The sequence below is a fragment of the Rhodococcus sp. 21391 genome, from assembly GCF_016772255.1.
Classification (GTDB): Bacteria; Actinomycetota; Actinomycetes; order Mycobacteriales; family Mycobacteriaceae; genus Rhodococcus_F; species Rhodococcus_F opacus.
The window spans coordinates 3,088,901-3,112,947 of record NZ_CP063781.1 but is presented as its reverse complement, the minus strand read 5'-3'; the positions used below and the strand labels follow the sequence as shown (position 1 = coordinate 3,112,947).

Below are 24,047 nucleotides of genomic sequence, written 5' to 3'. Positions count from 1 at the left end.
CCTGTGTCGAGCCACTACCGGCCTGGAGTGTCTCGACCGAGGTCGACATTTCAGCGAGGTGGGACGCGGAGACCCCGCTCCTGGTCCGCACGCCTACACCGTGCACGAGGGGGCTGTCGTCACCCCCTACCATTCTTCGGTGACCGATTACGACGATCTCGACATGTTCGGTGGCCTCGACGCCTCCACCCTGCCATCGCGCCAGCAGCGGGTTCTGGCAACGATCCGGGACTGGGTGGCTGCTCACGGATGCACACCGAGCACCCGACAGATCGGGGACGCGGTGGGCCTGCGGTCGACGTCGTCGGTGTCGAAGCATCTGAAGAGCCTCGAGGAAAAGGGCTTTCTGCGAAGGGGCACGGCTATGGCTCGGCAATTGGACGTGCGCCCGTTCCTCGCCGAGGCGACGCGAGGTCGCTCGTCCGACAACAATGTGACGGTCCCGGTCGTCGGCGACATCGCGGCAGGCGCACCGATCCTGGCGGAGGAGCACGCCGATGAGATCCTGACGCTCCCTCGCGAGCTCGTCGGTTCCGGCACCGTGTTCGGGCTGCGGGTCCGCGGTGAGTCGATGATCGACGCCGCGATCTGCGATGGCGATGTCGTCGTGGTTCGTCGCCAGGACGAAGCCCATTCCGGCGAGATCGTTGCCGCGATGATTGATGGCGAGGCCACCGTGAAGGTGCTCCGGCGCCGCGATGGCCACGTCTTTCTCGAGCCCCGTAATCCTGCTTATGCCGTGATTGACGGTGACGACGCAGTCGTGCTGGGCAAGGTGGTTTCGGTGATGCGCCGGATCTGAGGATCGGGCAACCTCAAGGGTGCCACGCGCCTCGGGGCTGGTTCTGCAATCGTGTCCACTTCCTCGACAGCTGCTGCCCGGCCACACAAGAATGGTCGGGCAGGAGTTCACCGGCGGACCGCAGTCATCACGCGTCGTCGTCTCACCCGCCCTGATCGGCCGCCGGCGCAATGCCAACCGAGGCGGGCGCGGGGGCAACCGGAGCCTCCTCCGACGACTTGTCCACGATCACCGGCATTGCCTGCCGCCACCGGCTCGACGGGCTCGTCGTCAGGATCCACTGCGGCTCCCGCCCACCATCGGAGTTCGGGACTGCTGGTAGCCCCGCGCAGCGCGTTGCGCGCGGAGGCGATCCTCAGGCCCGGGTTCTGCGTGACGCCAGCGGCTCGCGAGGAAATCCTCGCGCAGGATTTCGCCTCGTGATCGGCCACGATTCCCCGGAACAACTGCGTGTTACTTGAATTCTCATGAAAACGCCGAGACATTCAACATCAATTCAGTGGATGCGGCGACCTGAGCGTCGAGTCGGTGGCGAGGTACGCTGCTGGTTCTGCGATTGCTTCCGTAACCGACTAATGTGCCGGGCGGAACACAGTTGAGGCAGAGCGCAAGGGTGAGTTCTGGCACCCGGGATAAACACAATTGCTCTCTAATCGATTCGAGATTCGATTGGAACAGGATATAGGAGTAAAAGAAAGGATGACGACATCCGGAAGCGATGCGATATTCGATACTCTCTTGGAATCGGCTAAGCGCCTCTCATTCGATCCCCGGGACCCCGTGGTTTGCCAACCCGATGCAGATGGCGCCGAATTTCACGGGATGACACCCGAGTGGTCGCCTCTCTTCGGCACCGCTACGTGGGACTCCATGACCGAGTCGGAACGCGTCCGGCTCACCAGAAGCGAGGTCGCGCAGTTCCTGGGCGTCGGAATCTGGCTGGAGGTGGGATTGCAGGTGGCATTGCTGCGGGCCAGCCACAGTGCGGACCCCGCCCGCTCGGACGTCAAGTTTCTGTTCAACGAATGCGCCGACGAGAACCTGCACTCGTTGATGTTCGTCAACGTCATCGACAGCATCGGATCGCACTTCTATCGACGCGACCGCTCACTGGATTTTTTCGGATGGCTGTTCAGGACCATCGCATGGGACGAGGTGGCGTACGGAATCGTTCTGGCTGGCGAAGAGATCTTCGACGTCATGCAACGCGACTGGATGGCGAGCGAAGACGTCGCCGCGCCCATCCGCAGGGCTTGCTATATCCATGTTGTCGAGGAATCCCGGCACATGGCGTACGCGCGTCAGAAAATCCGGACTCGGTTGATAAAGATTTCGCGCGTTCGACGGTTTATCAGCACCCTGATCATCGCGATGGGAACGCATCTCGTCGCGAAGAGCCTGATCAATCGTCGAATGTACGAGGACCTCGGCCTGGATTGGAAGGTAGTGGGGCCGGAAATCGACGCAAACGAACACCACAGGATAATGTTCCGCAGGGCCGCAGAACCGTTTATCGAATTCCTGAGCAGAGAAGGGCTGCTGAATTTCGGCGCGCGATGGATCTACCGAAAATCGAATCTTCTCTGAGCAAGCAGGAGTCGTTGTGACCCACGTTGTCCTGGGGCATTGTTGTAAGGATGCCTCGTGCGTGCGGGTGTGCCCGCAGAATTGCATTCACCCTGCTCCCGGCGAAGCGGGTTTCGAGTCGGCCGAGGCGTTGTTCATCGACCCGCGCTCGTGTATCGATTGCACCGCCTGCGTCGAGGCCTGCCCGGCGTCTGCCATCAAACCCGAGTGGACGTTGACCGTCACCGAACGGCCCTACGCGGCCCGCAACGCAGAGTTCTTCGAGCAGGCTCCCGCCAAGTCCCGGCCCCGGTCGCGACGGATCCGCTTCGAGCACCCGCTGGGCAAGCCCAGCGAGATGCGGAAGATCGCCGTCGTCGGATCCGGGCCGGCGGCGATGTACACGATTCGCGAACTCCTTCGGCGATCGACCTCGGTACGCATCACCATCTTCGAACAGCACGGCGAGATCGGGGGCCTCCTGCGCCGGGGCGTCTCCCGGGACCACGTCGGCGTTCGCGACATGATGCGGCTCTTCGACGTGCCCTTCAACGACGATCGCGTCACGATCCTCCACAACACAGAAGTCGGTGTGGATGTCTCGGTCGAAGATCTTCGGACCAGATTCGACGCCATAGTGCTCGCGTGTGGCGCTTCGCAGCCGCGGCGACTCGGACCCACCGCGGATCGCGGCGAGGGTGTCTATGAGGCCCTCGACATTCTGGTGGCCGAGAACTGTGAGGCGTCCGGCTTTCGCCCGCGCGGGTCACTGGGGCCGAGATCCCTCGTGATCGGGGCGGGCAACGTCGCCTTCGATGTCATCCGATGGATGGCCAGGGCACGCGACCGAGGTGCCGCGGCCCAAGCGGTGACGGAGGTGGTGGTGTTGTCGCGATCGGCACCCGATCGCGCCTCCTTCACGCCGTCGGCATTCTATGAGCTTCTGGACCTCGAGAACGCCGAGGTGCTGATCGACCGCGCCGGCCGTCGGCCGGGCGCCGGTGCCGACGCCCCGCTGCTACGTGACATTTCCGCCCTGCCCGCTGCCGACATTTCCGCGGCAGATGGCCGGACCACCACGGACGTAGGCAGGCTGCGCGTTGTGTTGTCCTTCGGACAGGAGGTGACCGATCTCGGGAAGACAGTGGCCGGCGGCGTCGCCGTCACCACGACGACCGGTCGGACCTTCCTCGCGGACTCCGCGATATGCGCCACCGGATTCACGACGAAGCCGCTCGACGGCATCCCCGTGGACGAGCGGGGGGTCGTGCCCAACCGCCGAGGTCGTGTGATCTCTCTCGAGACGGGCGAGCCGCTCGAGGGACTGTACGTCGTCGGATGGGCGAAACGAGGCGCCGTCGGCGGCGTCGGCGACAACCGTAGCTGCGCCGCGGGAACCGTGACGCAACTCGCCGCAGACCTGCACTCGCGGGTGTGACCGGGCGCCCGATTCGACTTCGATGGCGCAGCCGCCGCAATGAGTCTGCTGGTCGAGGACGGCCGGATCACCCGCATCTACGCGATCAGCAACCCCGTACAAACTGGGGCGGTGACCGTCCTGAGGTGGGTGTTCGACTTGGAGTACACGGCTCGTCTACGGCGACGAGCCGGACTGTGCGGGTCGGGTCACGTCATGGTCACGCTCCCGGTGACGAAGAACGGCGCCATGTTGCCGAAGCAGAAAGACGGTCACGTTGGACCTCTTCGTGAGGCCGCCCAGTTTGCCGAAGCCGGCGGTCACGGAGTGTCCGTGTGTGGCGTACGAAGGGCGCCGAGATGTCGGATTGTCTTGTTCCTGAGCTGTCGGTTGTTCTTTGGTTCCCGTGCCGACTTCTGGTCTTCGATCTGCCGGATCAGCTCATGCTTCGCTGCGCCGAGAGCCTGAACCAGGTGGGGATCGGTGGCGGCCGCCACCAATGGCGGAAGGCCGGGGAGCGTCGTGCGTAACGTGACTCGCTGTTCTTTGCCGCCCCGGTCTTTCACCGAGATTTCCACGTCCACATCGCTGGGGTCCCAACGCCCGAGGTGCGGTGCGAGCGCCGACAACACCTCTCGCACGTGCGCGCGGTCCTTCTCTTTGAAGCCCGCGCCCATGTGGAGCGTGTGCTCGTCGAGGACGTCTCGTCGCTTGTCATCCGTTGTACTCACCGTGGCCTCATCTCTGGACTCTCACCTCGACGGTAGACCCTTTCCGTGGATAGTCGTGCGAGGTGTGAGTGCGAAGTGCGACCGGAGCAACCGCAAATCGGTTTCGCCAGTGGCCGCTCCGAGCGATCCGGGCACATCCTCACCCAGGCATTTCCCAAAAGAGTTAGCCACCGCATAGTTATGCATTGATCCGGCTCATCTCTCGTTCAGTCGATTCCGGAGCATTGATCCGCGAGAGACCTAATGCAGGAGTTGACTTGCACTGCATCGCAATCCGGCGGCGGTGCGGATAGGGAGCATTCATCCGACGGGTGGGCACTGTCCGGTAAACGTGTGTCGCCTACGGCTACGGGTACGGCGACCGTGCGGCGAGCCCCTGTGCGGCCGCCGCGGCGCGCACGGCGTCGATCACCAGTTGCAGCGGCGGTCGATGCGCGGCCGTCCCCCGATGGGCGATGGAGATCGTTCGAGTGAGCGGTTCGGTCAGCGCGACGACGTCCATTCCTGGCGGGCGCAGCGTCAGTCCGAGATCGGAGACAAGGGTGACTCCCAGGCCCGCCGCAACCATCGCGAGTGCCGTCGCCTGCTCGCCGACCTCATGGTTGATCCTGGGTTCGAATCCGCAACGCTGACAGGCCAAGCGCACCGCGCGGCCGAAATGCGACTTGGGTCCCGCAAGGATCCAGGGATGCTCAGCGAGATCCGCCAGCGCCATGGTTCTGGCGGACACCGTTCCCGGAGGCAGCGCTGCGTGCAGTCGTTCCACCGCGATCACCACTCTGGTCAACTCCGGGTCCCACTGCATCGGGTAGTCGGAATAGTCGATCACGAACGAGAAGTCCAGCGAGCCGTCCTGCACTGCCACTGCGGTATCTTCCGGCGCGAGCTCCCTCGTTCGCACCTCGATGCCGGGATGCTCGGCGGCCAGCAACGTCAGCGCACTCGGCACCAGGCTCGACGCGACGGACGCCCACACTCCAACGGTCAATCGGGCGGTGACCCCTTCCTGTGTTTGCTCGAGAGCGGTCGTCGCGCGGTCCACCGATCGCATGATCTCCTCAGCGTGCTCGGCGAGGAGCAGACCGATCTCGGTGAGCTGTACCCGCCGACCGCGCCGCTCGAATAGCTTTGCGCCGACGTCGCGTTCGAGCTGGGTGAGCTGTTGCGATACCGCGGATGTGGTGTAGTGCAAGGCCAGCGCCGCGGCTGTCACGGTGCCTCGGCGGTGCAACTCCCGAAGCATCCGCAACCGGCGCAATGACAGCTCCATGCCGCCAGCCTAGGCATCCATTCCCAACCGTCCAACCGGACCACGCGTTGCGCTGTGTAGAAAGCGTGAACGCAATCATCCAAGATTCGTAACTGGACGCCTGGTCACCAGCGCGCGCACTCTGGCGTCATCGGCTGAGTGGTCGTGGCGACGAAGATTTTCTGAGGACGATTGGGGTAAATCGAGGTGACTACGACGACGGAATGCGGGTTCGGGCGCACCACCGAGCACCGGGAGTATGACCACCGCGCGAACACTGCGACGCAGCGCCACATCGATGTGGCGACCGTGCACCGCGGTGAGCCCCTGTTACGTGTGACGTGGTCTGATCCGGTCACCGGAGCTCATGGTTACCTCGTCGTGCACACGTTGGTGTCCGACCTGGCGACCGGGGGCACCCGGATGCGGGCAGGCTGCACGATGTCGGAGGTCGAGGATCTGGCCAGAGGCATGGCTGCCAAGACCGCGGTTTTCGACTTGCCTGTCGGCGGCGCGAAGGGTGGCATCGACTTCGACCGGAAGGACCCCCGCGCCGTCGGTGTTCTGGAGCGGTTCTGTCAGGCGATGCGCCCGTGGCTGGCCGCGCACTGGGTGACCGCGGAGGATCTGGGGGTGCCGCAGCATCTGCTCGACGACGTCTTCGCGCGACTCGGCCTTCAACAGTCCTACCATGCGGCGATCAGCCGTGCGGAGGATCCGCAGGGGACCCTGCGCCGGGTACGGGCCGCGTTGAACGCCCCGGTGCCCAGCGGTTTTCTGCTGGGCGATGTGATCGGCGGTTACGGAGTCGCGCAGGCCTGCATCGGCACGGTGCAAGCATGTGGGTGGCCTCAGGCCGAAACGACGGTGGCCATCCAGGGCATCGGGACCATGGGGGGCGGCGCGGCCTGGTATCTGTACGAGGCCGGAATGCGCGTGATTGCTGTCGCCGACGCCCTCGGCACGCTGTACTGCCCTGACGGCCTGGACGTTCCCGCGCTGCTCGACCTGCGGGACGGCTACGGCGAGATCGACCGCTCCCGCGTCCCCTCGCATGTTCAGCGGTTGCCGAGCGCGGCTGTGATCGCCACTGAGGCAGACATCCTCGTCCCGGCCGCGATCTCATATGCGATCACGACGGACAACGTCGACCAGGTCGCCGCGAAAGTCGTGATCGAAGCTGCGAATGCCGCGACGACCCCGTGCGCCGAGGCGGTGCTCACCGGCCGGGGCATTCCGGTGGTCCCCGACTTCGTCGTCAACGCCGGAGCAGTCGCCTGGGCCTGGTGGGTGCTACTCAGTCAGGTCGGCACCGATCCGGAGGATTCGTTCCTGCGGTTGCGTACCGAGATGCTGGCCAAGGTCGCGTTGCTGCTCGGCAAATGGATCCTGGACGGCGTGGCGCCACGGCAGACCGCGTGGGACCTCGTCGCGGACAACCGCAGTGCGCCGGCTCCCGCCGATTCTCCGGCAGTGCCGGCGCTCACCATCCCGTGAACGGTGGGCGGTGCGGTCCCGTTGGCTTCCCGGATCATCCCTCCCGGTGGGCTCGCCGCGTGTGACGGATCGGCTTCCTGCGGCGGTCGTGCAGTAGACGGCGACGAGTCCTCGATTTCCTGAAAGTCATTGTCCAGGATCGGGTCGTGCCTGCAGCGCCGGCGCGGCGGCGGCCAGCAGCGCGTCGCGGTCGCAGTTCAACGGGGGATAGATGCGTTCGGTGTTGATGGTGACCTTGGTGGCTTTGGCCTGCGCGCCGCGCGACACCACCTGGCGGTCCCACCCCTCGGTGTACACCGCGCCCGCCGGTCCCAGGTCGAGAACGGTGGCGTACCAGGGGATCCGGAGCGGGAGCATCGGCTCCCCGAGCAGGTCGCCGATGACGTTGTAACCCGCGTAGCGGCCCATCGGGCGCCCGTGCTGGCACGACATCACCGACAGGTGGTCGTCGTCCACCCGCGCCGCGGCGACGTCACCGGCGGCGAATACTCCGGGCGAACCGATCACCCGCAGGTAGTCGTCGACCGGCAGGCGACCGAGCCGGTCGTGCTCGCCACCGAGCTGTGCGGTCAGCGGATTCGCCCGCATGCCCGCACACCAGACGACGGTGCCCGCGGCCAGCACCTCTCCGGAGGAGAGCGTCACGCCGTGCTCGTCGACAGATGCGACGCCGACACCGGTCATCGTCTCGACGCCGTTGTCGGACAGCGCCGCTTCGATCACCGGTCGCGCCGATGAGCCCATGTCGGAACCGACGTAGGGGTTGTGGTCGATCAGCACCACCCGCGGTTCGACGTTGCGTCCCGCGCACACCTTTGCCAGCCTTCCGGGCAGCTCGGACGCAGTTTCGATGCCCGTGAGGCCGGCGCCGACCACCACCGCGGTCGCCGCGCTCACGTCCGCTCCGCCGTCGGACAGCGCGGCCAGGTGGCGCTGTAGCTTCATCGCGCCGTCGTACGTGTCCACGTCGAAGCCGAATTCCCGCAAACCGGGGATATCGGGCGTCGCCACGCGACTGCCCAGAGCCATGACCAGACGGTCGTACCTCTGCGTGCGCTGTGCCTCGCGGCCCGAGACGGTGACGCTGCGCGCCGTTGTGTCGATCGCTGTCACCTCGGCGGCGATGTGCCCGATGTCGACCGGGTCGAGCACATCGCTCAGCGGGATGCGGCACGCGCTCAGGTCTGCCTCGTAGTTGCGGACCCGGATGTCGTGGAACGGCTGGTACTGATCACCGTGACATCGACGGTGCCCGTCGCGTGGAGTTCGTCGAGCCGCCGCGCCGCCCCCAGCGCGGCCCATAAGCCGGCGAATCCCGAGCCGAGGACGAGGACGCGGTTGGGTTCAGTCACCCTGCCATCGTGCCAGGTCTAGGGCGGGTGGCGGGTCGGCTCGAATCTGTCCGTGGCTGAAATCTATGCCGCACCACACCAGGAAGATCAGCATGGTCCACAGTGGGGGCTATGGCGGCGAGCGGGGGTGGGGGTTTGTCAGGCGTGCGCAAAGTCCAGGATCTTCCTTGCCCGTTCCGCGACGGGGAGATCGACGAATTCGCCCGTGGGCAGTCGCACCGCGGCTCCGCCGGCGTTCTCGAATGCCTCGATGACTTGTCGAGCCCAGTCGATGTCGTTCTGTCGCGGACTGAAGGTGGTGTGGATGGCCGGAAGCTGAGCGGGGTGGATGGCGGACTTGCCGAACAGGCCGAGGTCACGGCTGTGGGTGGCCTGGCGGACGAGTCCGTCGGTGTCGTCGATGTGTGGGTAGACGCTGTCGATCGGTGGGGCGATGCCGGCGGCGCGGGCGGCGACGACGAGGTGGGAGCGCACGTACTGCATAGGTGCGTCCCCTTTCCCGGTGCCGAGGTCCTTCTGCAGGTCGATACCGCCGAGGGCGATATGGGTGACCGCGGGGTGCTCGGCGATCGCAAAGGCGTTGGCGACGCCTTTCGCGGTTTCGATAGCACAGATCAGGGGTCTTCCGGGGGCGCGGTCCGCGACCCAGTGGATGTCGTCGAGTGTTTCGACCTTGGGGATGCGGATGCCGTGAGCCGATGAAGCGACAGCATCGAGGTCGGCTCCGGCGAGTTCGGTGCCGGGCGCGTTGATCCGCACCCATGCTGTGTGGGTGGTGAGGACGAATGCGACATTGTCCCGCGCCGTCGACTTCTCGGCGGGCGGCACCGCGTCTTCGAGGTCGAGGATGACGGCGTCTGCGCCGGCGTCGAAAACCTTGCCGAGGAGTTTTCGGTTGTGGCCCGGGGCGAACAGGTAGCTGCGGTCCATCAGAGGACCCCCTTCTCGGCGAGTTCGGTCAGTCGGTCCGGGTCGATGTCGAGGGCTTCCTTGTAGAACTGTTGGTTGTCCTGGCCGAGTCGGCGGCCGGCGAAGTTGATCGCACCGGGTGTTCCGAGCATGCGGATCATGAGGTTCTGCATCTTGATCGGGCCGAGGTCGTCGTCGTCGACGGTGGTGATGCAGTCGCGGTGTAGGACGTGCGGATCGTTCATCAGTTGCGCGACGTCGTAGATCGGTGCCAGTGCGGCGCCCACGCGTTCGAATTCGGCCGTGACTTCGTCCAGCGGCCTGTCTGCGATCCATTTCGCGACGGCCTCGTCGAGAAGGTCGCCGTTTCGGCTGCGTTCGCCGGCGGAGTCGAACCAGGGTTGTTCGACGACGTCAGGGCGGCCGACGAGGTGCATGACGCGCGCGGCGACGGAGGTGGCGCTCGCGGAGATGGCGACCCACCGCCCATCCTTGGTGAGATAGGTGTTGCGTGGGGCGTTGTTGGGGGAGCGGTTGCCGTTGCGACCGGCGATGGTGCCGAGCTGGTGGTACGCGGTGGGGCCGGGGCCAAGGATCCCCAGCAGCGGTTCGAGCAGAGACAGGTCGATGACCTGCCCCTTTCCGTCGCTGTCCGGGCCGTTGCGGTGCAGCAGCGCGGTCACCACACCGAATGCGCCGGCGAGTCCGGCGACACCGTCGGCGAGACCGAAGGGCGGCAACGTCGGCGGACCGTCTTCGCCACCCGTTTGGTGCGCGAATCCACTCATCGCCTCGGCGAGGGTCCCGAATGCTCGGCGCTCGGCGTAGGGGCCGGATTGGCCGAAGCCGGTGACGCGCAGCATGATCAACCCGGGGTTGAGGTCGTGGAGCCGGTCCGGTCCCAATCCCCACTTCTCGAGGACACCGGGGCGGAAGTTTTCCACCAGAACGTCGGCATCGACGACGAGATCGCGGAGCATCTGCTGACCCTCGGCGGTGCCGAGATTGAGGGTGATGCATCTCTTGTTGCGCGAGATCACCTTCCACCACAGACCGTGGCCGTCCTTGCGTGCTCCGTGTGAGCGGGCGGGATCGCCTGTGGGGTGCTCGATCTTGATGACGTCGGCGCCGTAGTCGCCGAGCATCATGGCAGTGATCGGTGCGGCGTAGACGGTACTGATGTCGAGGACGCGAATGCCGTGCAGGGGGCCACGCGTCGGAGAATGGCGGTTGCCTGTGCTGGCGTCGGCCTGGTCGTCAGGCGAATGGACGTCACTCGGGTGTGCAGTCATAGGCTGTCCTCACGCGTGGGGGAGTAGATACGGTGGGCGGCACTCGACATCCGTCGCCGTGGACGAGCGTCGTCCGACGGGGCCGGTGCGAGCCGGTGTCACGGTGCGGCCGGAGAGTGTTGAGCTGCCACTGCCGCCATCTCAGACTGACACTCGCACGGTTCAACTACAATCACGGATGTATCGACAGGTGTTAACTTTCTCTAAAGCCACAGGAGGTGGGTGGGTGCTGGACACGACCAGGATGTTCACGCTGCGCGCGGTCGCCGAGCACGGGTCGATCACCGCGGCAGCGTCGGCGCTCGGGTACACCACTTCGGCTGTCTCCCAACAAATCGCCAAGCTGGAGAAGGAGGCCGGGCAACCGCTCCTCGAGCGGCACGCGCGCGGCATCGTGTTGACCGAGGCGGGGCGGTCGGTGGTCAAGCACACCGAACGCATCCTGATCGAACTCGAGGCCGCCGATGCCGAACTCGCGGAGATCAAAGGGCTGCGTGCAGGTGTGCTGGCGCTCGGCACCTTCCCCACGGCTGGGTCGTCACTGCTGCCACTCGTGGTCAAGGAGTTCAAGACCCGGCACCCGGGGGTCGAGCTGAAGGTGCTCAGTGGCCGGTTCGCGTACTTGGTCGATGCGCTTCGCCGCCGGGAGACCGAACTGTCGCTGTTGTGGGACTACGAGTGGAATCGGGTCGATGACCCCACGTTGACGTACCACCACGTGATGAACGATCCGACCGTGCTGCTGGTGTCGGAACGGCACCGTCTGGCCGACCGCGACTCGATCCGGATCGCCGAATTGCGCGACGAATCGTGGGTGGTCCGCGCCGACGATCATCCGGTCGCGCAGACCCTCGAAAAACTCTGTCAGCAAGGTGGTTTCACGCCACGCACGAGTGTCTTCGCGCACGACTACGGTGAGGTGCAGGCGATGGTGGCTGTCGAGCTCGGCGTGGCTATTGCTCCGCGACTGGCCGTACTCAACCTTCGGCCCGACGTCCGGTCGATTCCCCTCGCCACCCGTCCGCCGCAGCGCCGGATCCTGGTCGCGCATCTGACCGAGCGGCGGCTCAGCCCGGCCGCGCAGGAAGGGATCGCGGTGTGCACTGCCGCCGCCCACCAGTTGCAGGAGGGATTCGAAACCGGATAGGACCGGTCAGCTCCGGCGGATTCCGAACGCGTTGGCGAGGCGGATGATCTTCTCGGCCCGACCGAGCCGGGGCGGGTCGCTGCCGTCGCGGACAACGCGGCCGCGGGCTTCGAAATCGGCGAGAAACTCCCGCGCCCAGGTTACGTCCGAGGGCGTAGGGCTGATCGACTCGTTGATTACCGGCAGTTGTTCGGTGTCCAGGCACAGCTTCCCGGTCAACCCGAGGGACACGGACACGGCCGACTGTTCACGTAGCACGGTGTGACTGTTGCTGACGGTGGGACCGTCGATCGGTCCGGGCAGGTTGCCGATTCGGCTGGCGACCACCAGTCTGGAGCGGGGGTAGGCCATGGCGAGGTCGTCCGCGCTGGTGCCGGTGTCGCGGCGATAGTCGCCGCTGCCGAAGGCGAGTCGGAAGACGCCGCGGGCGCGGGCGATATCACCGGCCTGGTCGATTCCGAGGGCGGATTCGACCAACGCGAGTACCGGGGTGGCTGCGCCGAGTCGGTCGAAGGTTTCGGTGATATGTTCTGCGGCTTCGGTTTTCGCAAGCATCACGCCCGCCAGTCCGGGAAGCCCGGCGAGGCGATCGACGTCATCGCTCCAGTACGGCGAGGACCGGTCGTTGATCCGCACCCAGGCCGAGGTGTTCTCGAGCCAGGCGGCGACCTCCTCCCGCGCGGTGGATTTGAGTTGAGGGTCGACGGCGTCCTCGATGTCGAGGACGATCTGGTCTGCGCAGGAGCGGTCGGCCTGGTCGAACAGGTCGGTTCGGGTGCCGTTGACCAGGAGCCAGGATCGGGCGATCCGCGTGTCGATCGGTCTGGGCGCGATCGCGATCTTCTCGGGCATCAGGATTCCTGTCGCATCGCGGGGGCGGGGCTGTGCGGAGTCCTCACCGCGCGGAGCCGACCAGTGCCGGAGCCGGCGCCGGGGCGGTGACGAACAGTTCCGCCGATGCGATACGGCGGGCCGCCCGGTGCAGGGTGACCGATTCGAGTACCCCGTCGAGGGAAACGGAGAGGTCGACATCGAGTACCCCGGCAGGTGTTCCCACCCGAAGCGATCCCGGCCACCGGACCTGTGTGTTGTCGGTGACGACACCTCCGGTCACGGTGGAGGCCGCGGCGACGGCGACCGCGGAGGTGAGCCCGATCGCCGGGTGCGGGGCGAGCATCGACAGCATCCGGACCGAGATGTCGTAGTCGTCACCGCGGATGTCGACGCCGGCGCTGGTGCGGTAGTCCGCCGGCGGACCCACGACACCGACTTTCGGAATCGCATGGGAGACGGGATCTCCCGGCTTGCTCAGTCCCATCCGCAACGACGCTTCCTGTCGCAGCCGGAGAAGCAACGGCAGGTGTTCGGCGATCGTGTGGTTGTCCTCCGCACCGGTCAGCCCGAGGTCGGCAGCGTTGAACAACGCAGCCGGGGCGCCGGCGACGACCATTGTGGCGCGGTACGTGTGGTCGGCAATCGAGATCTGATCGGCGGCGGCGCCGGTGGGCAGCAGTGTGGCCGCACCGGCGGCGAGACCGGTGAAGGTGAGCCCCACCGGGACACCCAACGCGCTGGTACCGGGCACGGCCGCGTCGCCTTCGGTGGGGATCATCCCGCCCGGAGTGGCGATCTGGGCGTCCAGGATCGCGCCGGTGTTCTGGTTCCGCATCCGCACGGTCGTCGTCGCGGAGTCCACCGGAACGAACCCGGACTGCAGCGCGTACAGCCCGATCGCCGTGGCGCAGTTTCCGCAGTTGCTGCCCCATTCGACCTGACGGTCACCAATCGCGACCTGAGCGAACAGGTAGTCGACGTCGATTCCGGGCTCGCTGGAGCGGCGCACGATCGCCGCCTTCGATGTGGTCGAGCTGCCGCCGCCGACACCGTCGAGCTGACGCGGATCACCCGAGCCGAATGCCGACGTCAAGATGGCATCCAGGCCGCCGGCCTGAGCAATGAGCGGATCGACGTCGAATGCGTTGAACAGCCAGCACTTGCTGGTTCCTCCCCGCATCCAGGTTCCATGAAGTGTGAACACGGTCCGGCCCACCTTTCGGGTTCGAAGAGTTTGTGAGGCACCGCTGGAGGCTCTGATCGGATGGGGAGCGTGCTTCCCAGCGGTGTCCCACTGCCCACCCTGACCTACATCAGGGTGGAGAACAATGGCGAATAAATCGATGAGGGTTAACTTCAGTTAAACCCTCGCGGGTGCTGTCTGCGCGTCAGACCAGAGTCGGGACGACCACCAGCACCAGCCAGCACAGGGCCGGCGCGATCGCGACCACGATGCCCGCGTTGAGGAGCAGTTGCCGGTAGAACCGGGGACGCTCGATGTTCTGGGCGTTGGCGAGGACGAGTGCGCCGTTGGTCGAAAACGGGGAGACGTCGACGACGGTGGCGGAGATGGCGAGTGCTGCCACGACTCCGACGACCGGCAGCGCCCCGGTCTGCAGCAGAGGAAGCGCGAGCGGGATGACCGCGGTGAGAAGCGCCGTCGACGATGCGAACGCCGAGGTGACGCCGATGACGTAGCAGAGGACGACGGCGACCAGCAGCGGTGCGCCGATGGTGATCGCCATCCCGGCGAGATGGTCGATCGTGCCGATCTCTTCCATGAGCGAGATGTAGGTGACCATGCCGGCGACGAGCAGGACCGTGGACCAGCTGATACCGGCGATGGCCTCACTCTGCTTGGACAGGTCGGTGAAGGCGAGGATCGCACCGGCCGCGATGGCGACGAAGCTGATCGGCATATGCAGGACCAGGACCAGCACCAACACCCCGGCGATCAGGACGAGCGTGAGTTTCTGGACCCCGGTGACCGGCTGCACGTCGTGGTCGGTGCCGACCTCGGTGCGCGGCGTCCGGATGAGTACCTGGGTACCGCCCCGGCCGGACGATCCGCCGGCCGGGATTCCACCGGGTCCCGCAGTGGGGGTGCGTAGTGCGCTCCCGACGCCGTCGGAGTCGATTCCGGCGCTGGAGCCGGTAGCGGTGAACTCGAGGTTCCGTACCCGGGCGAGGACGGCGTAGCCGACCACTGTGAGGACCGAGAGCAGCAGATTGATGCCGTAGCTGGCGAAGAACAGGGTCCAGGGCGCGATCGTCAGGCCGCTCGACTCGACGATGTCACGGACCAGCACACCCGAGACCGAGATCGGCGAGAACGCTCCGGCGTGCGCACCGTTGATCGTCATGATGCCCATCACCAGCGGACTCATCCGAGTCCGCGCGGCGAAGGACATCGCCGCCGGCGAGATCAAGGCAACGGCAGCCGGGCTGAACGTGCCCAGGGCTGTGAGCACCGAGGCGCAGAAGAAGAACACCCACGGGACGATCGTCACCCGTCCACGAACACCACGTATACAGGCATTGACGAGGAGGTCGATCGTCCCGTTCTTCTTCGCCATACCGAAGAAGTAAGTGACGCCGATGATCGTCAGCACGATCGAACTGGGGAACTCGGCGAGGATTTCCTTGTCGTCGTAGCCGAGGATGAAGGCGCCCACGACGAATGCGCCGATGAACCCCAAGATGCCGATGTTGATGGGGAAGAAGGTGGCTATCACGAACATTGCCACCAACGCGATCAGTGGCAGTATCTCGATGGAAGTCATGGGCGTACTTTCGGTTCGCTGCGGGGCGGATCGAACGGCTCCTGGGCGGCAGCCGGTCGCGACGGACGGACGTGAATAGAATTGGGAGACAATAGGCGTGGGGCGGGGGTTGTCTCTTCCGCCACCTCGCCGATGCCGGCCGGCGCGACGAGCAGTGAGCGCACTGCGTGATCGACGGCGTCGTCGGGGCGATTCCGTGCCGTGATCCCGTGCGGGGGAGTAGCGATCGTCTGCATGTCACATCCTTCACTTGATCATTACGCAGATCACACTATGAGCGGGTTATGTTTATGACAATGTCGTATTTCTACGCCGGGGTTTAGCAGGATTAAAGGCTTGTTGGAGGTACCGATGCGCAACTCGTTCGACGTGGTGACCCTGTTCCTGCTCCTCGACATCGACGAGGCCGGATCGCTCACCAGCGCCGAACGCGCCAACGTCACGCCCTCCGCCGCGTCGCAGCGCATCGCCAAACTGGAACAGGAGATCCGGCAGCCGGTACTGACCCGCCTGCCTCGTGGCGTCCGGTTGACGGAAGCCGGCGAAATTCTCGTCACGCGTGCGCGGCTGTTCCGTCAGGAAATGCGCGCCGCCCACGGCGACCTGGAAGCTCTGCTGGGACTCGAGCGCGGCACCGTCCGACTCGGCTCCTTCCCCACCGTCAGCGCCTCACTGCTCTCGGACGCGCTGAAGAACTATCACGCCCACTGGCCGGGCATCGACGTGCGCGTCCAATCCGCGGTCCGCCCGCGGCTGCTGGAGATGCTCCATTCGAGCGAGGTCGAGATGGCGTTGCTCTGGAGTTACGACTGGACCGAGGAGACCGAGAAATCCCTCGCCCTCGTGCCGCTGATGGAGGACGAAACAGTCCTGCTCGTCCCGTTCGACGCGCCGTACGCCGACGATGTCACGGTGGCATCGCTGCAATCGGCGAAGTGGATCATCCGCAACGCCGACCCGGCGGCCGAAGTGCTTTACCGCAGCTGCGACACGGCCGGATTCACCCCGAACGTCGTCTATGAGGCCCATGACTACCAAGAGATCGAAGCGATGGTCGCAGCGGGAGTCGGCATCGCCATGGTCCCGCGGCTGGCCGTCGCACATCATCGCCCCGACGTCTACGCAGTCCGATTTCGTCCCACCGACCGGGTCCCGACACGCTCGATCTACATCGCCTCGCTCGCCCGCCGGCAGTACACCCCCGGCATGCACGCCGTCTCCCGCGCGCTGCACGACGCCGCCGACGCCATCGCCACACAGGCGTAGAACCGGCCTACCGCTGATCGACCACTCCTTCAGGACAAGGGGCGCGAGTGTCGATGACGCTGACGAGCGGCGTTTCGCCCCAGCCCTGCTCGATACCTCGTTGTGGTGTCACCGCTTGTCGCTACCGACCCCGACGGGCTCCTGCCCCCGCGACCATCCGCTCGCGCCACCGGACCCGGAACATCCGCACGCCCGCCGGTGCGGTCACCACCTCCCGGACGGCCCGGTCGGCGCGGACGGCCGCTGCGTCTACACCGTGGGTGTAGACGCTCGAATGAGCGGGCACAGAGCTGATTTCGGGGAACGATGTACTTCTCCGGCGTCGACCCGCACGGAGCCAGCGGCTTGCCCGCTGTGGAAGCCGGGTTCGCTGCTAACACTCCCGTCTCGATGCGCGTGCGGGCGCGCGTCGGCTTGCGGCGACAAGAATTCGGCTCTCGTATGGGTCGATCGGGCAGCACGGGACCGGAACTTCCGAACTCAGCCCTGCGTGAGCCTGGCTACCAGGTCGACGTAGCCCTGCTTGGCGTCGGCGCTGCTCGTACCCGCCAACTTGGCCCAGGCGTCGTACTTGGCGCGGTTGACCATGTCCAACCGACCGGGCCGCTTGCCCTCGACATCACCCTTCGACCCCTGCTTGAACAGCGCGTACAGCCGCAGTAGCTCATCGTTGGCAGGCCTCGAGGTGAGCTTCTTGACGTTCTCCTGTGCATCGGTAAACGCCTGATCCAGATCCGGCATGGGCACCCCTGGCTCTCGGACGGACTCGTTGACGCCATCGTAACGCCGGAGCCGAGGGCGCCTGATCCGTTCGCTCCGAGTTGGCTGTGCGCCATCGCGGTCGGCGCGTGAAGCCGAGCGGCGTTCAGAGGCAGGGTTATGCCGAGCGGGAATCGGTGTGAAGGTGTGCGGCAACGGGGGTTTCATCGATATGGTCGACGAGGTGGGTTTGCGGGACGTTGGTGCGGGTCGACAGTCCTGTGCGCTGGTCGGACCCCGAACTTCGACGGAGGTGTGTATGACGGTCGCTGACACGGTGGCGCCGCTGGTTCGTGCGGTGGTGGGTGCGCAGGTCCCGGTGGGGATCAGGTGTTGGGACGGTAGTCGCAGTGGGCCTTCGGACGCGCCGTGGCAGGTGCACATCGTCAATCGGCGTTGTCTGCGGCGGTTGCTGTGGGCGCCCAACGATCTCGGTTTCGCTCGGGCCTACGTGTCCGGCGACATCGACATCGAGGGAGACCTGCTCGCCGGGCTGGACGTGTTGGAGCAGGTGTCGGACCCGAGCAGGGGTCCCGGTGTGCGGATCGACAAGCAAACGAAGAAGGCACTGGCGACAGCGGCGCTGCGTCTGGGGATCATCGGCCTGCCACCGAAGCCGCCGGCGGAGGAGATGAAACCGGCGCGCGGGCACCGGCACGACAAGGATCGTGACGCCGCCGCGATCAGCCACCACTACGACGTCGGTAACGACTTCTATCGACTGGTGCTCGGTGAGTCGATGACCTACTCGTGCGCGTACTGGGCGGAGCCGAGCGCTGATCTGGACGCGGCCCAGTACGCCAAATGTGATCTGGTGGCCCGCAAACTAGGCCTGACCGCGGGGATGCGGGTCCTCGACGTCGGCTGCGGGTGGGGGACCTTCGCGCTGCACGCGGCGCGCAACTACGGCGTGCACGTCGTCGGTGTCACCCTGTCCCACGAGCAGGCGGAGTACGCCGGCAAACGGATGGTCGACGCGGGTGTGGGGGACTTGGTGCAGATCCGAGTCCAGGACTACCGCGACGTCACAGACGGTCCCTACGACGCGATCTCGAGCATCGGCATGGCCGAGCACGTCGGTGCCGCGATGCTGGCGACCTACGCCGCGGACCTGTTCGCGCTGCTGCGCCCGCGGGGGCGGTTGCTCAACCACGCGATCTCGCGACGACCAGGCGAACCCGCTGCCAAGTTCTCCAAAACGTCCTTCATCGATCGCTATGTGTTCCCCGACGGAGAAATCGAACCGATCGCACCGATGATCGAGGCGCTCGAAGGGGCCGGGTTCGAGGTGCGCGACGTCGAGTCGCTGCGCGAGCACTACGCGCTGACCCTGCGGGCCTGGGTGGGGAACCTGGAGGCGAACTGGGACGAAGCGGTGTCCCACAGCAGCGCCGGGCGGGCACGGGTATGGCGGCTGTACATGGCCGGCGCGGCGTTGGCTTTTGCGGCGAATCGGCTCGGGATCAACCAGGTTCTGGCAGTCAAATCCTCCGAACGGGGTGACAGCGGCATGCCCGGCACCCGCGCCGAACTCTTGCAGTCATCCGCACCGATAGCATCTTGGCCGGGTCGCGAACAGTGAAACCCGTCGGGAAGTAGATAATTCGACCGACGACGGCCGACACTCAGATTGTTCGGTATGAGCGCGCCTCACCGGATCCTTCGACTTCTCGATCCACCGGACTGCCAAGGTATCGAGTGATCGATTCGCAGCCGACGTCGACGATCAACAACGACAGACGGATACGGACACCAGACTCCGGCCGTGGCAATGCAGCCTTTCCGCAAGCCGAACGCCTATCGGCGTACCCGATTGGCGATCGCTGACCGGCGACCTGTTGCGAGCACGTAGGGCATGATGTGTCCGCGTCGCTCGGTGCGGTAACAGCATCGTGACGAGACCCCCGAGTGTGAGGAGGACGCGTGCGGTTCGCGCTGGACGATTTGTCGGCTGACGTGCCGGCGGAGCAGGTCGATGAAGCTCGGAGCTTCTACCACTCGCGGCCAGCTGGACGTGGCCCCGGCACTCTCGAGGAGTTGAGGGACGTGCGGGCGAGGCGGTCCGGTCCTTCTCCCGCCGATCCACCGGCGATCGAAGAGATGGTCGAAGCCGCGGGAGCACGCGTCCCGGTGAGGATCTTCACTCCCACCGACGGCCGAGCGCGGGGCGTCTATCTGGACATACACGGTGGCGGCTTCTACATGGACTCCGCAGCGCGAGATGACGCGCGCAACCGTGAGCTCGCAGACGCTCTCCACATCGCCGTCGTCAGCGTCGACTACCGGCTGGCACCGGAGCACCCGTGGCCGGCCGCACCCGCTGACTGTGAAGCGGCGGCGCTCTGGCTCGTCGGCCACGCTGATGCCCGCTTCGGATCATCACGACTGGCGATCGGGGGGCGATCGGCGGGAGCAACACTCGCTCTGGCAACCCTGCTCCGACTGAGGGACAGAGGGACCGTCGGCGGGTTCACCGGCGCCGCGCTCCAATTCGGCACCTATGACTTGAGCGCGCAGACCCCGGCCGGACGTCGGATCGCAGACGAGTATTTCATCCAGGCCTACGTCGGCCACGTGGAAGATCGCACCACTCCGGACATCTCTCCCGTCTACGGCGACCTCCACGGCCTTCCCCCGGCGCTGCTGGTCGTCGGGTGCAATGACGTGTTGTTGGAAGACAACCTCGCGATGGCAGGTCGGCTCTCCGCCGCCGGCAATGACGTCGAGCTCCGGATCTATCCCGAGTCGCCCCACGGGTTCACCGGCCACCCCACGGCAATGGCCAGGACGGCGCTCACCGGCATCGATTCATGGCTCCTCGAGCGGCTCGCCCAACCGTAGGACTACTCGACGGCCTTCTGTGCTCGGGCGGACCGCGACGGCGGGCCGACCGGCAGATATCTAGCGGTCGGGGGTCCGAGCCCGGGACGTCGGTGCGGCAAGCTCGGCCAGGTGGTGCAGCGAGTTGGTGAGATGGTCAGGACCGAACGGCGGGAACTGGAGGTACTCCCGGATGGACTGGCGGCACCGCCGACCAGTCGTAGGTGAGCGTGACCGCAGTCTCGGAGGGACCACGTGGCACCAGGTCGTAACCCGGCTGTCGGGACGTGCCGGTCAGCGTTCGGCATCTGGAGCACGCCATCGACGATCATTGACGGCATGGCGAATACGAGCGCCCGACCAGGCGACACCGTCCGAGAGTCATACTCGGCCAGATCTCGGGAGTACGTGGACCTCTTTGGCTCCGTGACTTCGACACACCCATCGGATCGGGCCCTGGTGAGCAGCTGGGCCGCTACCCTGACTGGTCCCGTGCTCGACGCCGGCTGTGGTCCGGGGCAGTGGACAGACTTCTTGGCGGCGTGCGGACTGGCTGCGAGCGGGATCGATCTGGTTCCTGAGTTCGTCGAACGAGCTCGTACGCAGTATCCAGAGCTCCCGTTCGAAGTCGGCGGCTTCGAGGCATTGGACGCCGAGACGGAATCACTGGGTGGTGTGCTTTCCTGGTACTCGCTCATTCACCACAGTCCGCAGGACATCCACACTCCGCTCGCCGAGTTCGCACGCGTGATCCGGTCGGGCGGAGGGTTGTTGGTGGGCTTCTTCGAAGGAGCAACCGTAGGGACTTTCGACCATGCCGTCACCGCTGCCTATCGTTGGCCGGTAGCGGAACTCAGCCAGAAGTTGGTCACGGCCGGCTTCGAGGTGATCGAGACACATACACGAACGGGGAGCGGTCACAGGCCTCACGGCGCAGTCACCGCACGCCGTTTGCCGTGATCGGGCCCCGGGTTCCGCTCGGCGAGCACGCCCGAACGCAGCCGAGTCGCGCGGCTCGAACGCAAGGATGGCTTCGTCGAGGCCGGTCGGGGACAACCCGAGCCCGTCCCGGTAGAAGCGGAGCGATCGGTGGTCCAGATCGACGATGGGAAGTGAGACGACGACGGTCTTGGGTTTCACGTCTACTCGGCTTTCTCCGGTGAGCGGTCGAAGGGAACGCTGATCGAGGTCGAGCGTGGGCGGTTGCCCGGCCGGAAGGTCCTCAGTTGGCCAGCCGCTCGAGGATCGCTTGTAGTGCCGCGTCACCGCTCTCGCCGTCGAAGATGTTCTGCGCGTGGGCGGAGCCCGGCAGAAGGATCATCTCGTTGTCGACGCCTGGTGAGCTGTCGGCGAGCTGCTGCGACACGTGGGCGACGGGCTCGTCCTCGCTGGCGATGACCAGCTTGGGCTCCCCGCCGAGGCCGTCGACAACCCGGTTGGGGGAGAGCAGTACCAGCTGATCAGGGAGGTCGGGCTGCTGGGAGGCAAGTTGCAGGATCGCATCGGCGCCGGCACTTCCGCCCACCAGTGCGACGTCGGCATGCCCGTCGTCGTGGAGCTTTGCGACGGCGGCCGCGATCGACTCCGGCGCGATGTCCTCGACTGCGACGACAGTGGCACCCTGGTCGGCGATCGCTGTGGCTTGATCCTCCCAGCTGGCGGCGTCGAAGACGGCACCGTGGGCCAGCACCACGCCGTACTCGCCGTTGCCCCACTGCAACGCGCCGCCGCCGCCGATCTCGATCGTGGTGCCGACGGGGTCACCGCCCGTCGATGGTGGGTCGTCCTTGTCGTAACCCGCCCGGTGCTTCGATGACGGAACGTCTGTCGGAGCGTTTCTCTTGCCTGCTGCCCTCGGACCCTCACACACCGGCGACTCCGCCGGGGACCGCACCACTTAGTTCTGTGTGCGGAAGGAGTCTGTATCACGCAGAGAACGAAAACGGGTTGTGCCCCGACCCATCATCTTTGAGTACTGGCCTGACCGACCTCGAGGAGAGTGCTTGTCGTGATTCGTGCACGTGGGCTCGTCCAAACCTTCCACACCCGCCATGGACGGGAGAAATCGGAGGTTCGCGCCGTCGACGGGGTGGATCTCGATGTCGCCGAGGGCGAGGTCGTCGGGTTCCTCGGCCCCAACGGGGCGGGGAAGACCACGACGTTGCGGATGCTGACCACCCTGCTGCGGCCGACCGCAGGCGAGGCCACAGTCGCCGGATACGACGTGGTCCGCGAATCCACGCAGGTGCGGCGGAGCATCGGCTACGTCTCGCAGAGCGGTGGGGTCTTCAGCGGCGCCCGGGCAGGGGAGGAGGTGATGGATCACGGAATGCTCTGCGGCCGCTCCCCGCGGGACGTCGAAACCCGCGGCAGAGAATTGTTTTCGCAATTGCAGCTGGACGGGCTGTGGGAACGGATGCCGAAGACGATGTCGGGTGGGCAGAAACGCCGACTCGACATCGTCATGGGCCTGATTCACGAGCCGAGCCTGATGTTCCTCGACGAGCCGACGAGGGGCCTCGATCCTCAGGCGCGGGCGAACCTGTGGGAGCACATTTCCGAGCTGCGGACCCGCCGTGGTGCGGCGGTCTTCCTCACCACCCATTACCTGGACGAGGCCGACATCCTCAGCGACCGCATCATCATCATCGACCGTGGTCGAATCGTCGCCTCGGACACGGCGGAGAACCTCAAGGCGCAGGTCGCCGGCGATCTCGTCGACCTCGAAATCGCCGACCTCGACATGGTGCCGCTGGTGAGAGACAAGCTGGGCACGATCGCCGAGGCACCGCGGCACGGTCTGGCCGGTGTGGAGGTGGACGGCCATCATGTCCGTGGTCGGGTCCAGCGTGCGGGGCGCGCGATCCCGGGACTGCTGCGCGACCTCGACCGCACCGACGTGACCCTGGCCTCGATCGAGGTGCACCGGCCGACCCTCGACGACGTGTTCTTGACGTTGACCGGACGGTCCCTGCGCGACGCCGACACCGCCGCCTCCGATACCACCACCGGGGACCCTGAATCCGAGTCCACCCCCGCCCCCGCGCTGACCACTCCAGGAGCAGGCCAATGACGTTCGCCCGTGAGAGTTTCATCGTCTTCCGCCGCCAGCTGCGGATGAATCTGCGCAACCCCGCCTGGGTGATCATCGGCCTGTTGCAGCCGGTCATGTACCTCGGCGGGGCCTGTGCGGCGGCGTCGAATGCATTCGCCTTGACCACCAAGAGCGAAGACGTGATGGCTCCGGTGATCAGTATGGTGATGATGCCGGTGTTGCTATTGTCCGGAATTTTGTTGCCGATGACGATCGGTCCTGCCTGGTTGCAGACGGCCAGCGATTTCATGCCGATCCGCCATGTCGTCGACGCCGTGCGGGATTCGTTCTTCGGTGACTTCGCGAACTCCGCGATTGTGTGGGGAACCGCGTGGGCGGTGGTGTTGTTCGTCGTCGCGGTGTGGTGGGGAACCCGTACCTTCCGCAAGGAAAACGCCTGACCGAGCGCACCCGCACTGCTGGAAGTCGATGTGCGCGTTGGGTTTGCCGGCCGACGTCGAGATCCGCGTCTCCACCCCCCGGGAGAGAGGCCCCACCGGCGCGAAACACGACTGACGCGGCCGGTGAG

Annotated in this window: 20 protein-coding genes and 2 pseudogenes; 11 read left to right on the top strand and 11 right to left on the bottom strand. The window is 65.9% G+C overall.

The annotated features are described in order from the left end of the window. The first annotated feature begins 139 nt into the window (after positions 1-139). From lexA to GO592_RS14560, 3 genes are all read left to right on the top strand, one after another. Positions 140-802 (top strand): transcriptional repressor LexA, encoded by a 663-nt coding sequence (gene lexA, locus GO592_RS14570; RefSeq protein ID WP_039950504.1) that lies wholly within the window; start codon positions 140-142, stop codon positions 800-802. A gap of 699 nt (positions 803-1,501) precedes the next feature. Further along, positions 1,502-2,389, top strand: coding sequence for an AurF N-oxygenase family protein (locus GO592_RS14565; RefSeq protein WP_039950502.1), 888 nt, complete (start codon positions 1,502-1,504; stop codon positions 2,387-2,389). 16 nt (positions 2,390-2,405) lie between these two features. Continuing rightward, complete coding sequence (locus tag GO592_RS14560; RefSeq protein ID WP_039950501.1) at positions 2,406-3,806, top strand: FAD-dependent oxidoreductase; 1,401 nt, start codon at positions 2,406-2,408, stop codon at positions 3,804-3,806. Positions 3,807-4,105: 299 nt separating this feature from the next. Here the strand turns inward: GO592_RS14560 and GO592_RS14555 are convergent, their stop codons facing one another. Further along, entirely contained in the window at positions 4,106-4,516 is a 411-nt protein-coding gene (locus GO592_RS14555; RefSeq protein ID WP_231137896.1) for a hypothetical protein, read from the bottom strand. A 346-nt stretch (positions 4,517-4,862) separates the two neighbouring features. After that, on the bottom strand, positions 4,863-5,786 hold the full coding sequence (locus GO592_RS14550; protein ID WP_007295938.1) for a LysR family transcriptional regulator: 924 nt from the start codon (positions 5,784-5,786) through the stop codon (positions 4,863-4,865). Between the two features lie 186 nt (positions 5,787-5,972). Between GO592_RS14550 and GO592_RS14545 the strand changes: the two genes are divergently transcribed. Next, positions 5,973-7,262, top strand: a complete 1,290-nt coding sequence (locus GO592_RS14545; RefSeq protein WP_007295937.1) for a glutamate dehydrogenase — start codon at positions 5,973-5,975, stop codon at positions 7,260-7,262. A 126-nt stretch (positions 7,263-7,388) separates the two neighbouring features. Here the strand turns inward: GO592_RS14545 and GO592_RS14540 are convergent. From GO592_RS14540 to GO592_RS14530, 3 genes and pseudogenes are all read right to left on the bottom strand, one after another. Next, positions 7,389-8,614, bottom strand: a pseudogene (locus GO592_RS14540) (NAD(P)/FAD-dependent oxidoreductase). Positions 8,615-8,752: 138 nt separating this feature from the next. Further along, positions 8,753-9,544, bottom strand: coding sequence for an HpcH/HpaI aldolase/citrate lyase family protein (locus GO592_RS14535; protein WP_007295935.1), 792 nt, complete (start codon positions 9,542-9,544; stop codon positions 8,753-8,755). Continuing rightward, positions 9,544-10,815 carry a CaiB/BaiF CoA transferase family protein gene (locus GO592_RS14530; RefSeq protein WP_007295934.1) on the bottom strand — a complete coding sequence of 424 codons (1,272 nt, stop codon included), beginning with the start codon at positions 10,813-10,815 and terminating at the stop codon, positions 9,544-9,546. The genes GO592_RS14535 and GO592_RS14530 overlap by 1 nt, the downstream gene beginning before the upstream one ends. A 226-nt stretch (positions 10,816-11,041) precedes the next feature. Between GO592_RS14530 and GO592_RS14525 the strand changes: the two genes are divergently transcribed. Next, a complete protein-coding gene (locus tag GO592_RS14525) occupies positions 11,042-11,962 on the top strand; it encodes a LysR family transcriptional regulator (protein WP_005262520.1) in 921 nt (306 codons plus the stop codon). A 6-nt stretch (positions 11,963-11,968) separates the two neighbouring features. On the opposite strand, the gene GO592_RS14520 is transcribed toward GO592_RS14525, so the two are convergent. The 3 genes from GO592_RS14520 to GO592_RS14510 all read right to left on the bottom strand — a co-directional run bounded on the left by GO592_RS14520 (position 11,969) and on the right by GO592_RS14510 (position 15,579). Continuing rightward, positions 11,969-12,814, bottom strand: a complete 846-nt coding sequence (locus tag GO592_RS14520; RefSeq protein WP_007295933.1) for an HpcH/HpaI aldolase/citrate lyase family protein — start codon at positions 12,812-12,814, stop codon at positions 11,969-11,971. Positions 12,815-12,857: 43 nt separating this feature from the next. Then, positions 12,858-13,976 carry a PrpF domain-containing protein gene (locus tag GO592_RS14515; protein WP_007295932.1) on the bottom strand — a complete coding sequence of 373 codons (1,119 nt, stop codon included), beginning with the start codon at positions 13,974-13,976 and terminating at the stop codon, positions 12,858-12,860. A gap of 208 nt (positions 13,977-14,184) precedes the next feature. Then, positions 14,185-15,579 (bottom strand): SLC13 family permease, encoded by a 1,395-nt coding sequence (locus GO592_RS14510; protein ID WP_172650641.1) that lies wholly within the window; start codon positions 15,577-15,579, stop codon positions 14,185-14,187. Between the two features lie 351 nt (positions 15,580-15,930). On the opposite strand from GO592_RS14510, the gene GO592_RS14505 reads away from it, so the two are divergent. Further along, complete coding sequence (locus tag GO592_RS14505; protein ID WP_007295930.1) at positions 15,931-16,845, top strand: LysR family transcriptional regulator; 915 nt, start codon at positions 15,931-15,933, stop codon at positions 16,843-16,845. Between the two features lie 480 nt (positions 16,846-17,325). Here the strand turns inward: GO592_RS14505 and GO592_RS14500 are convergent, their stop codons facing one another. Further along, a complete protein-coding gene (locus tag GO592_RS14500) occupies positions 17,326-17,586 on the bottom strand; it encodes an acyl-CoA-binding protein (protein ID WP_039950499.1) in 261 nt (86 codons plus the stop codon). A gap of 277 nt (positions 17,587-17,863) precedes the next feature. On the opposite strand from GO592_RS14500, the gene GO592_RS14495 reads away from it, so the two are divergent. Then, the gene (locus GO592_RS14495; protein WP_007295928.1) at positions 17,864-19,186 is read left to right on the top strand and encodes a class I SAM-dependent methyltransferase; all 1,323 of its coding nucleotides are present in this window, start codon (positions 17,864-17,866) and stop codon (positions 19,184-19,186) included. Positions 19,187-19,527: 341 nt separating this feature from the next. Continuing rightward, a complete protein-coding gene (locus GO592_RS14490; protein WP_007295927.1) occupies positions 19,528-20,445 on the top strand; it encodes an alpha/beta hydrolase in 918 nt (305 codons plus the stop codon). 60 nt (positions 20,446-20,505) lie between these two features. On the opposite strand, the pseudogene GO592_RS44420 reads toward GO592_RS14490, so the two are convergent. Next, a pseudogene (locus GO592_RS44420) lies at positions 20,506-20,695 on the bottom strand (polyketide cyclase); the annotation flags it as partial. Positions 20,696-20,763: 68 nt separating this feature from the next. Here GO592_RS44420 and GO592_RS14485 point away from each other — a divergent pair. Further along, positions 20,764-21,384, top strand: a complete 621-nt coding sequence (locus tag GO592_RS14485) for a class I SAM-dependent methyltransferase (RefSeq protein ID WP_172650645.1) — start codon at positions 20,764-20,766, stop codon at positions 21,382-21,384. A 262-nt stretch (positions 21,385-21,646) separates the two neighbouring features. Here the strand turns inward: GO592_RS14485 and GO592_RS44415 are convergent, their stop codons facing one another. Continuing rightward, positions 21,647-22,294, bottom strand: a complete 648-nt coding sequence (locus GO592_RS44415; protein ID WP_007295925.1) for an alpha/beta hydrolase — start codon at positions 22,292-22,294, stop codon at positions 21,647-21,649. Positions 22,295-22,432: 138 nt separating this feature from the next. On the opposite strand from GO592_RS44415, the gene GO592_RS14475 reads away from it, so the two are divergent. Both GO592_RS14475 and GO592_RS14470 read left to right on the top strand, forming a co-directional pair. Then, positions 22,433-23,497, top strand: a complete 1,065-nt coding sequence (locus tag GO592_RS14475; protein WP_039950497.1) for a daunorubicin resistance protein DrrA family ABC transporter ATP-binding protein — start codon at positions 22,433-22,435, stop codon at positions 23,495-23,497. Continuing rightward, entirely contained in the window at positions 23,494-23,919 is a 426-nt protein-coding gene (locus GO592_RS14470) for an ABC transporter permease (RefSeq protein ID WP_007295923.1), read from the top strand. Before GO592_RS14475 ends, GO592_RS14470 begins: the two co-directional genes overlap by 4 nt. Positions 23,920-24,047: the final 128 nt, after the last annotated feature.

Coding starts and splice junctions, on each gene's coding strand:
- GO592_RS14565 (WP_039950502.1), top strand. CDS start 1,502: ATGACGACATCCGGAAGCGATGCGATATTCGATACTCTCTTGGAATCG.
- GO592_RS14550 (WP_007295938.1), bottom strand. CDS start 5,786: ATGGAGCTGTCATTGCGCCGGTTGCGGATGCTTCGGGAGTTGCACCGC.
- GO592_RS14535 (WP_007295935.1), bottom strand. CDS start 9,544: ATGGACCGCAGCTACCTGTTCGCCCCGGGCCACAACCGAAAACTCCTC.
- GO592_RS14530 (WP_007295934.1), bottom strand. CDS start 10,815: ATGACTGCACACCCGAGTGACGTCCATTCGCCTGACGACCAGGCCGAC.
- GO592_RS14520 (WP_007295933.1), bottom strand. CDS start 12,814: ATGCCCGAGAAGATCGCGATCGCGCCCAGACCGATCGACACGCGGATC.
- GO592_RS14515 (WP_007295932.1), bottom strand. CDS start 13,976: ATGCGGGGAGGAACCAGCAAGTGCTGGCTGTTCAACGCATTCGACGTC.
- GO592_RS14510 (WP_172650641.1), bottom strand. CDS start 15,579: ATGACTTCCATCGAGATACTGCCACTGATCGCGTTGGTGGCAATGTTC.
- GO592_RS14505 (WP_007295930.1), top strand. CDS start 15,931: ATGCGCAACTCGTTCGACGTGGTGACCCTGTTCCTGCTCCTCGACATC.
- GO592_RS14500 (WP_039950499.1), bottom strand. CDS start 17,586: ATGCCGGATCTGGATCAGGCGTTTACCGATGCACAGGAGAACGTCAAG.
- GO592_RS14495 (WP_007295928.1), top strand. CDS start 17,864: ATGACGGTCGCTGACACGGTGGCGCCGCTGGTTCGTGCGGTGGTGGGT.
- GO592_RS14485 (WP_172650645.1), top strand. CDS start 20,764: ATGGCGAATACGAGCGCCCGACCAGGCGACACCGTCCGAGAGTCATAC.
- GO592_RS14470 (WP_007295923.1), top strand. CDS start 23,494: ATGACGTTCGCCCGTGAGAGTTTCATCGTCTTCCGCCGCCAGCTGCGG.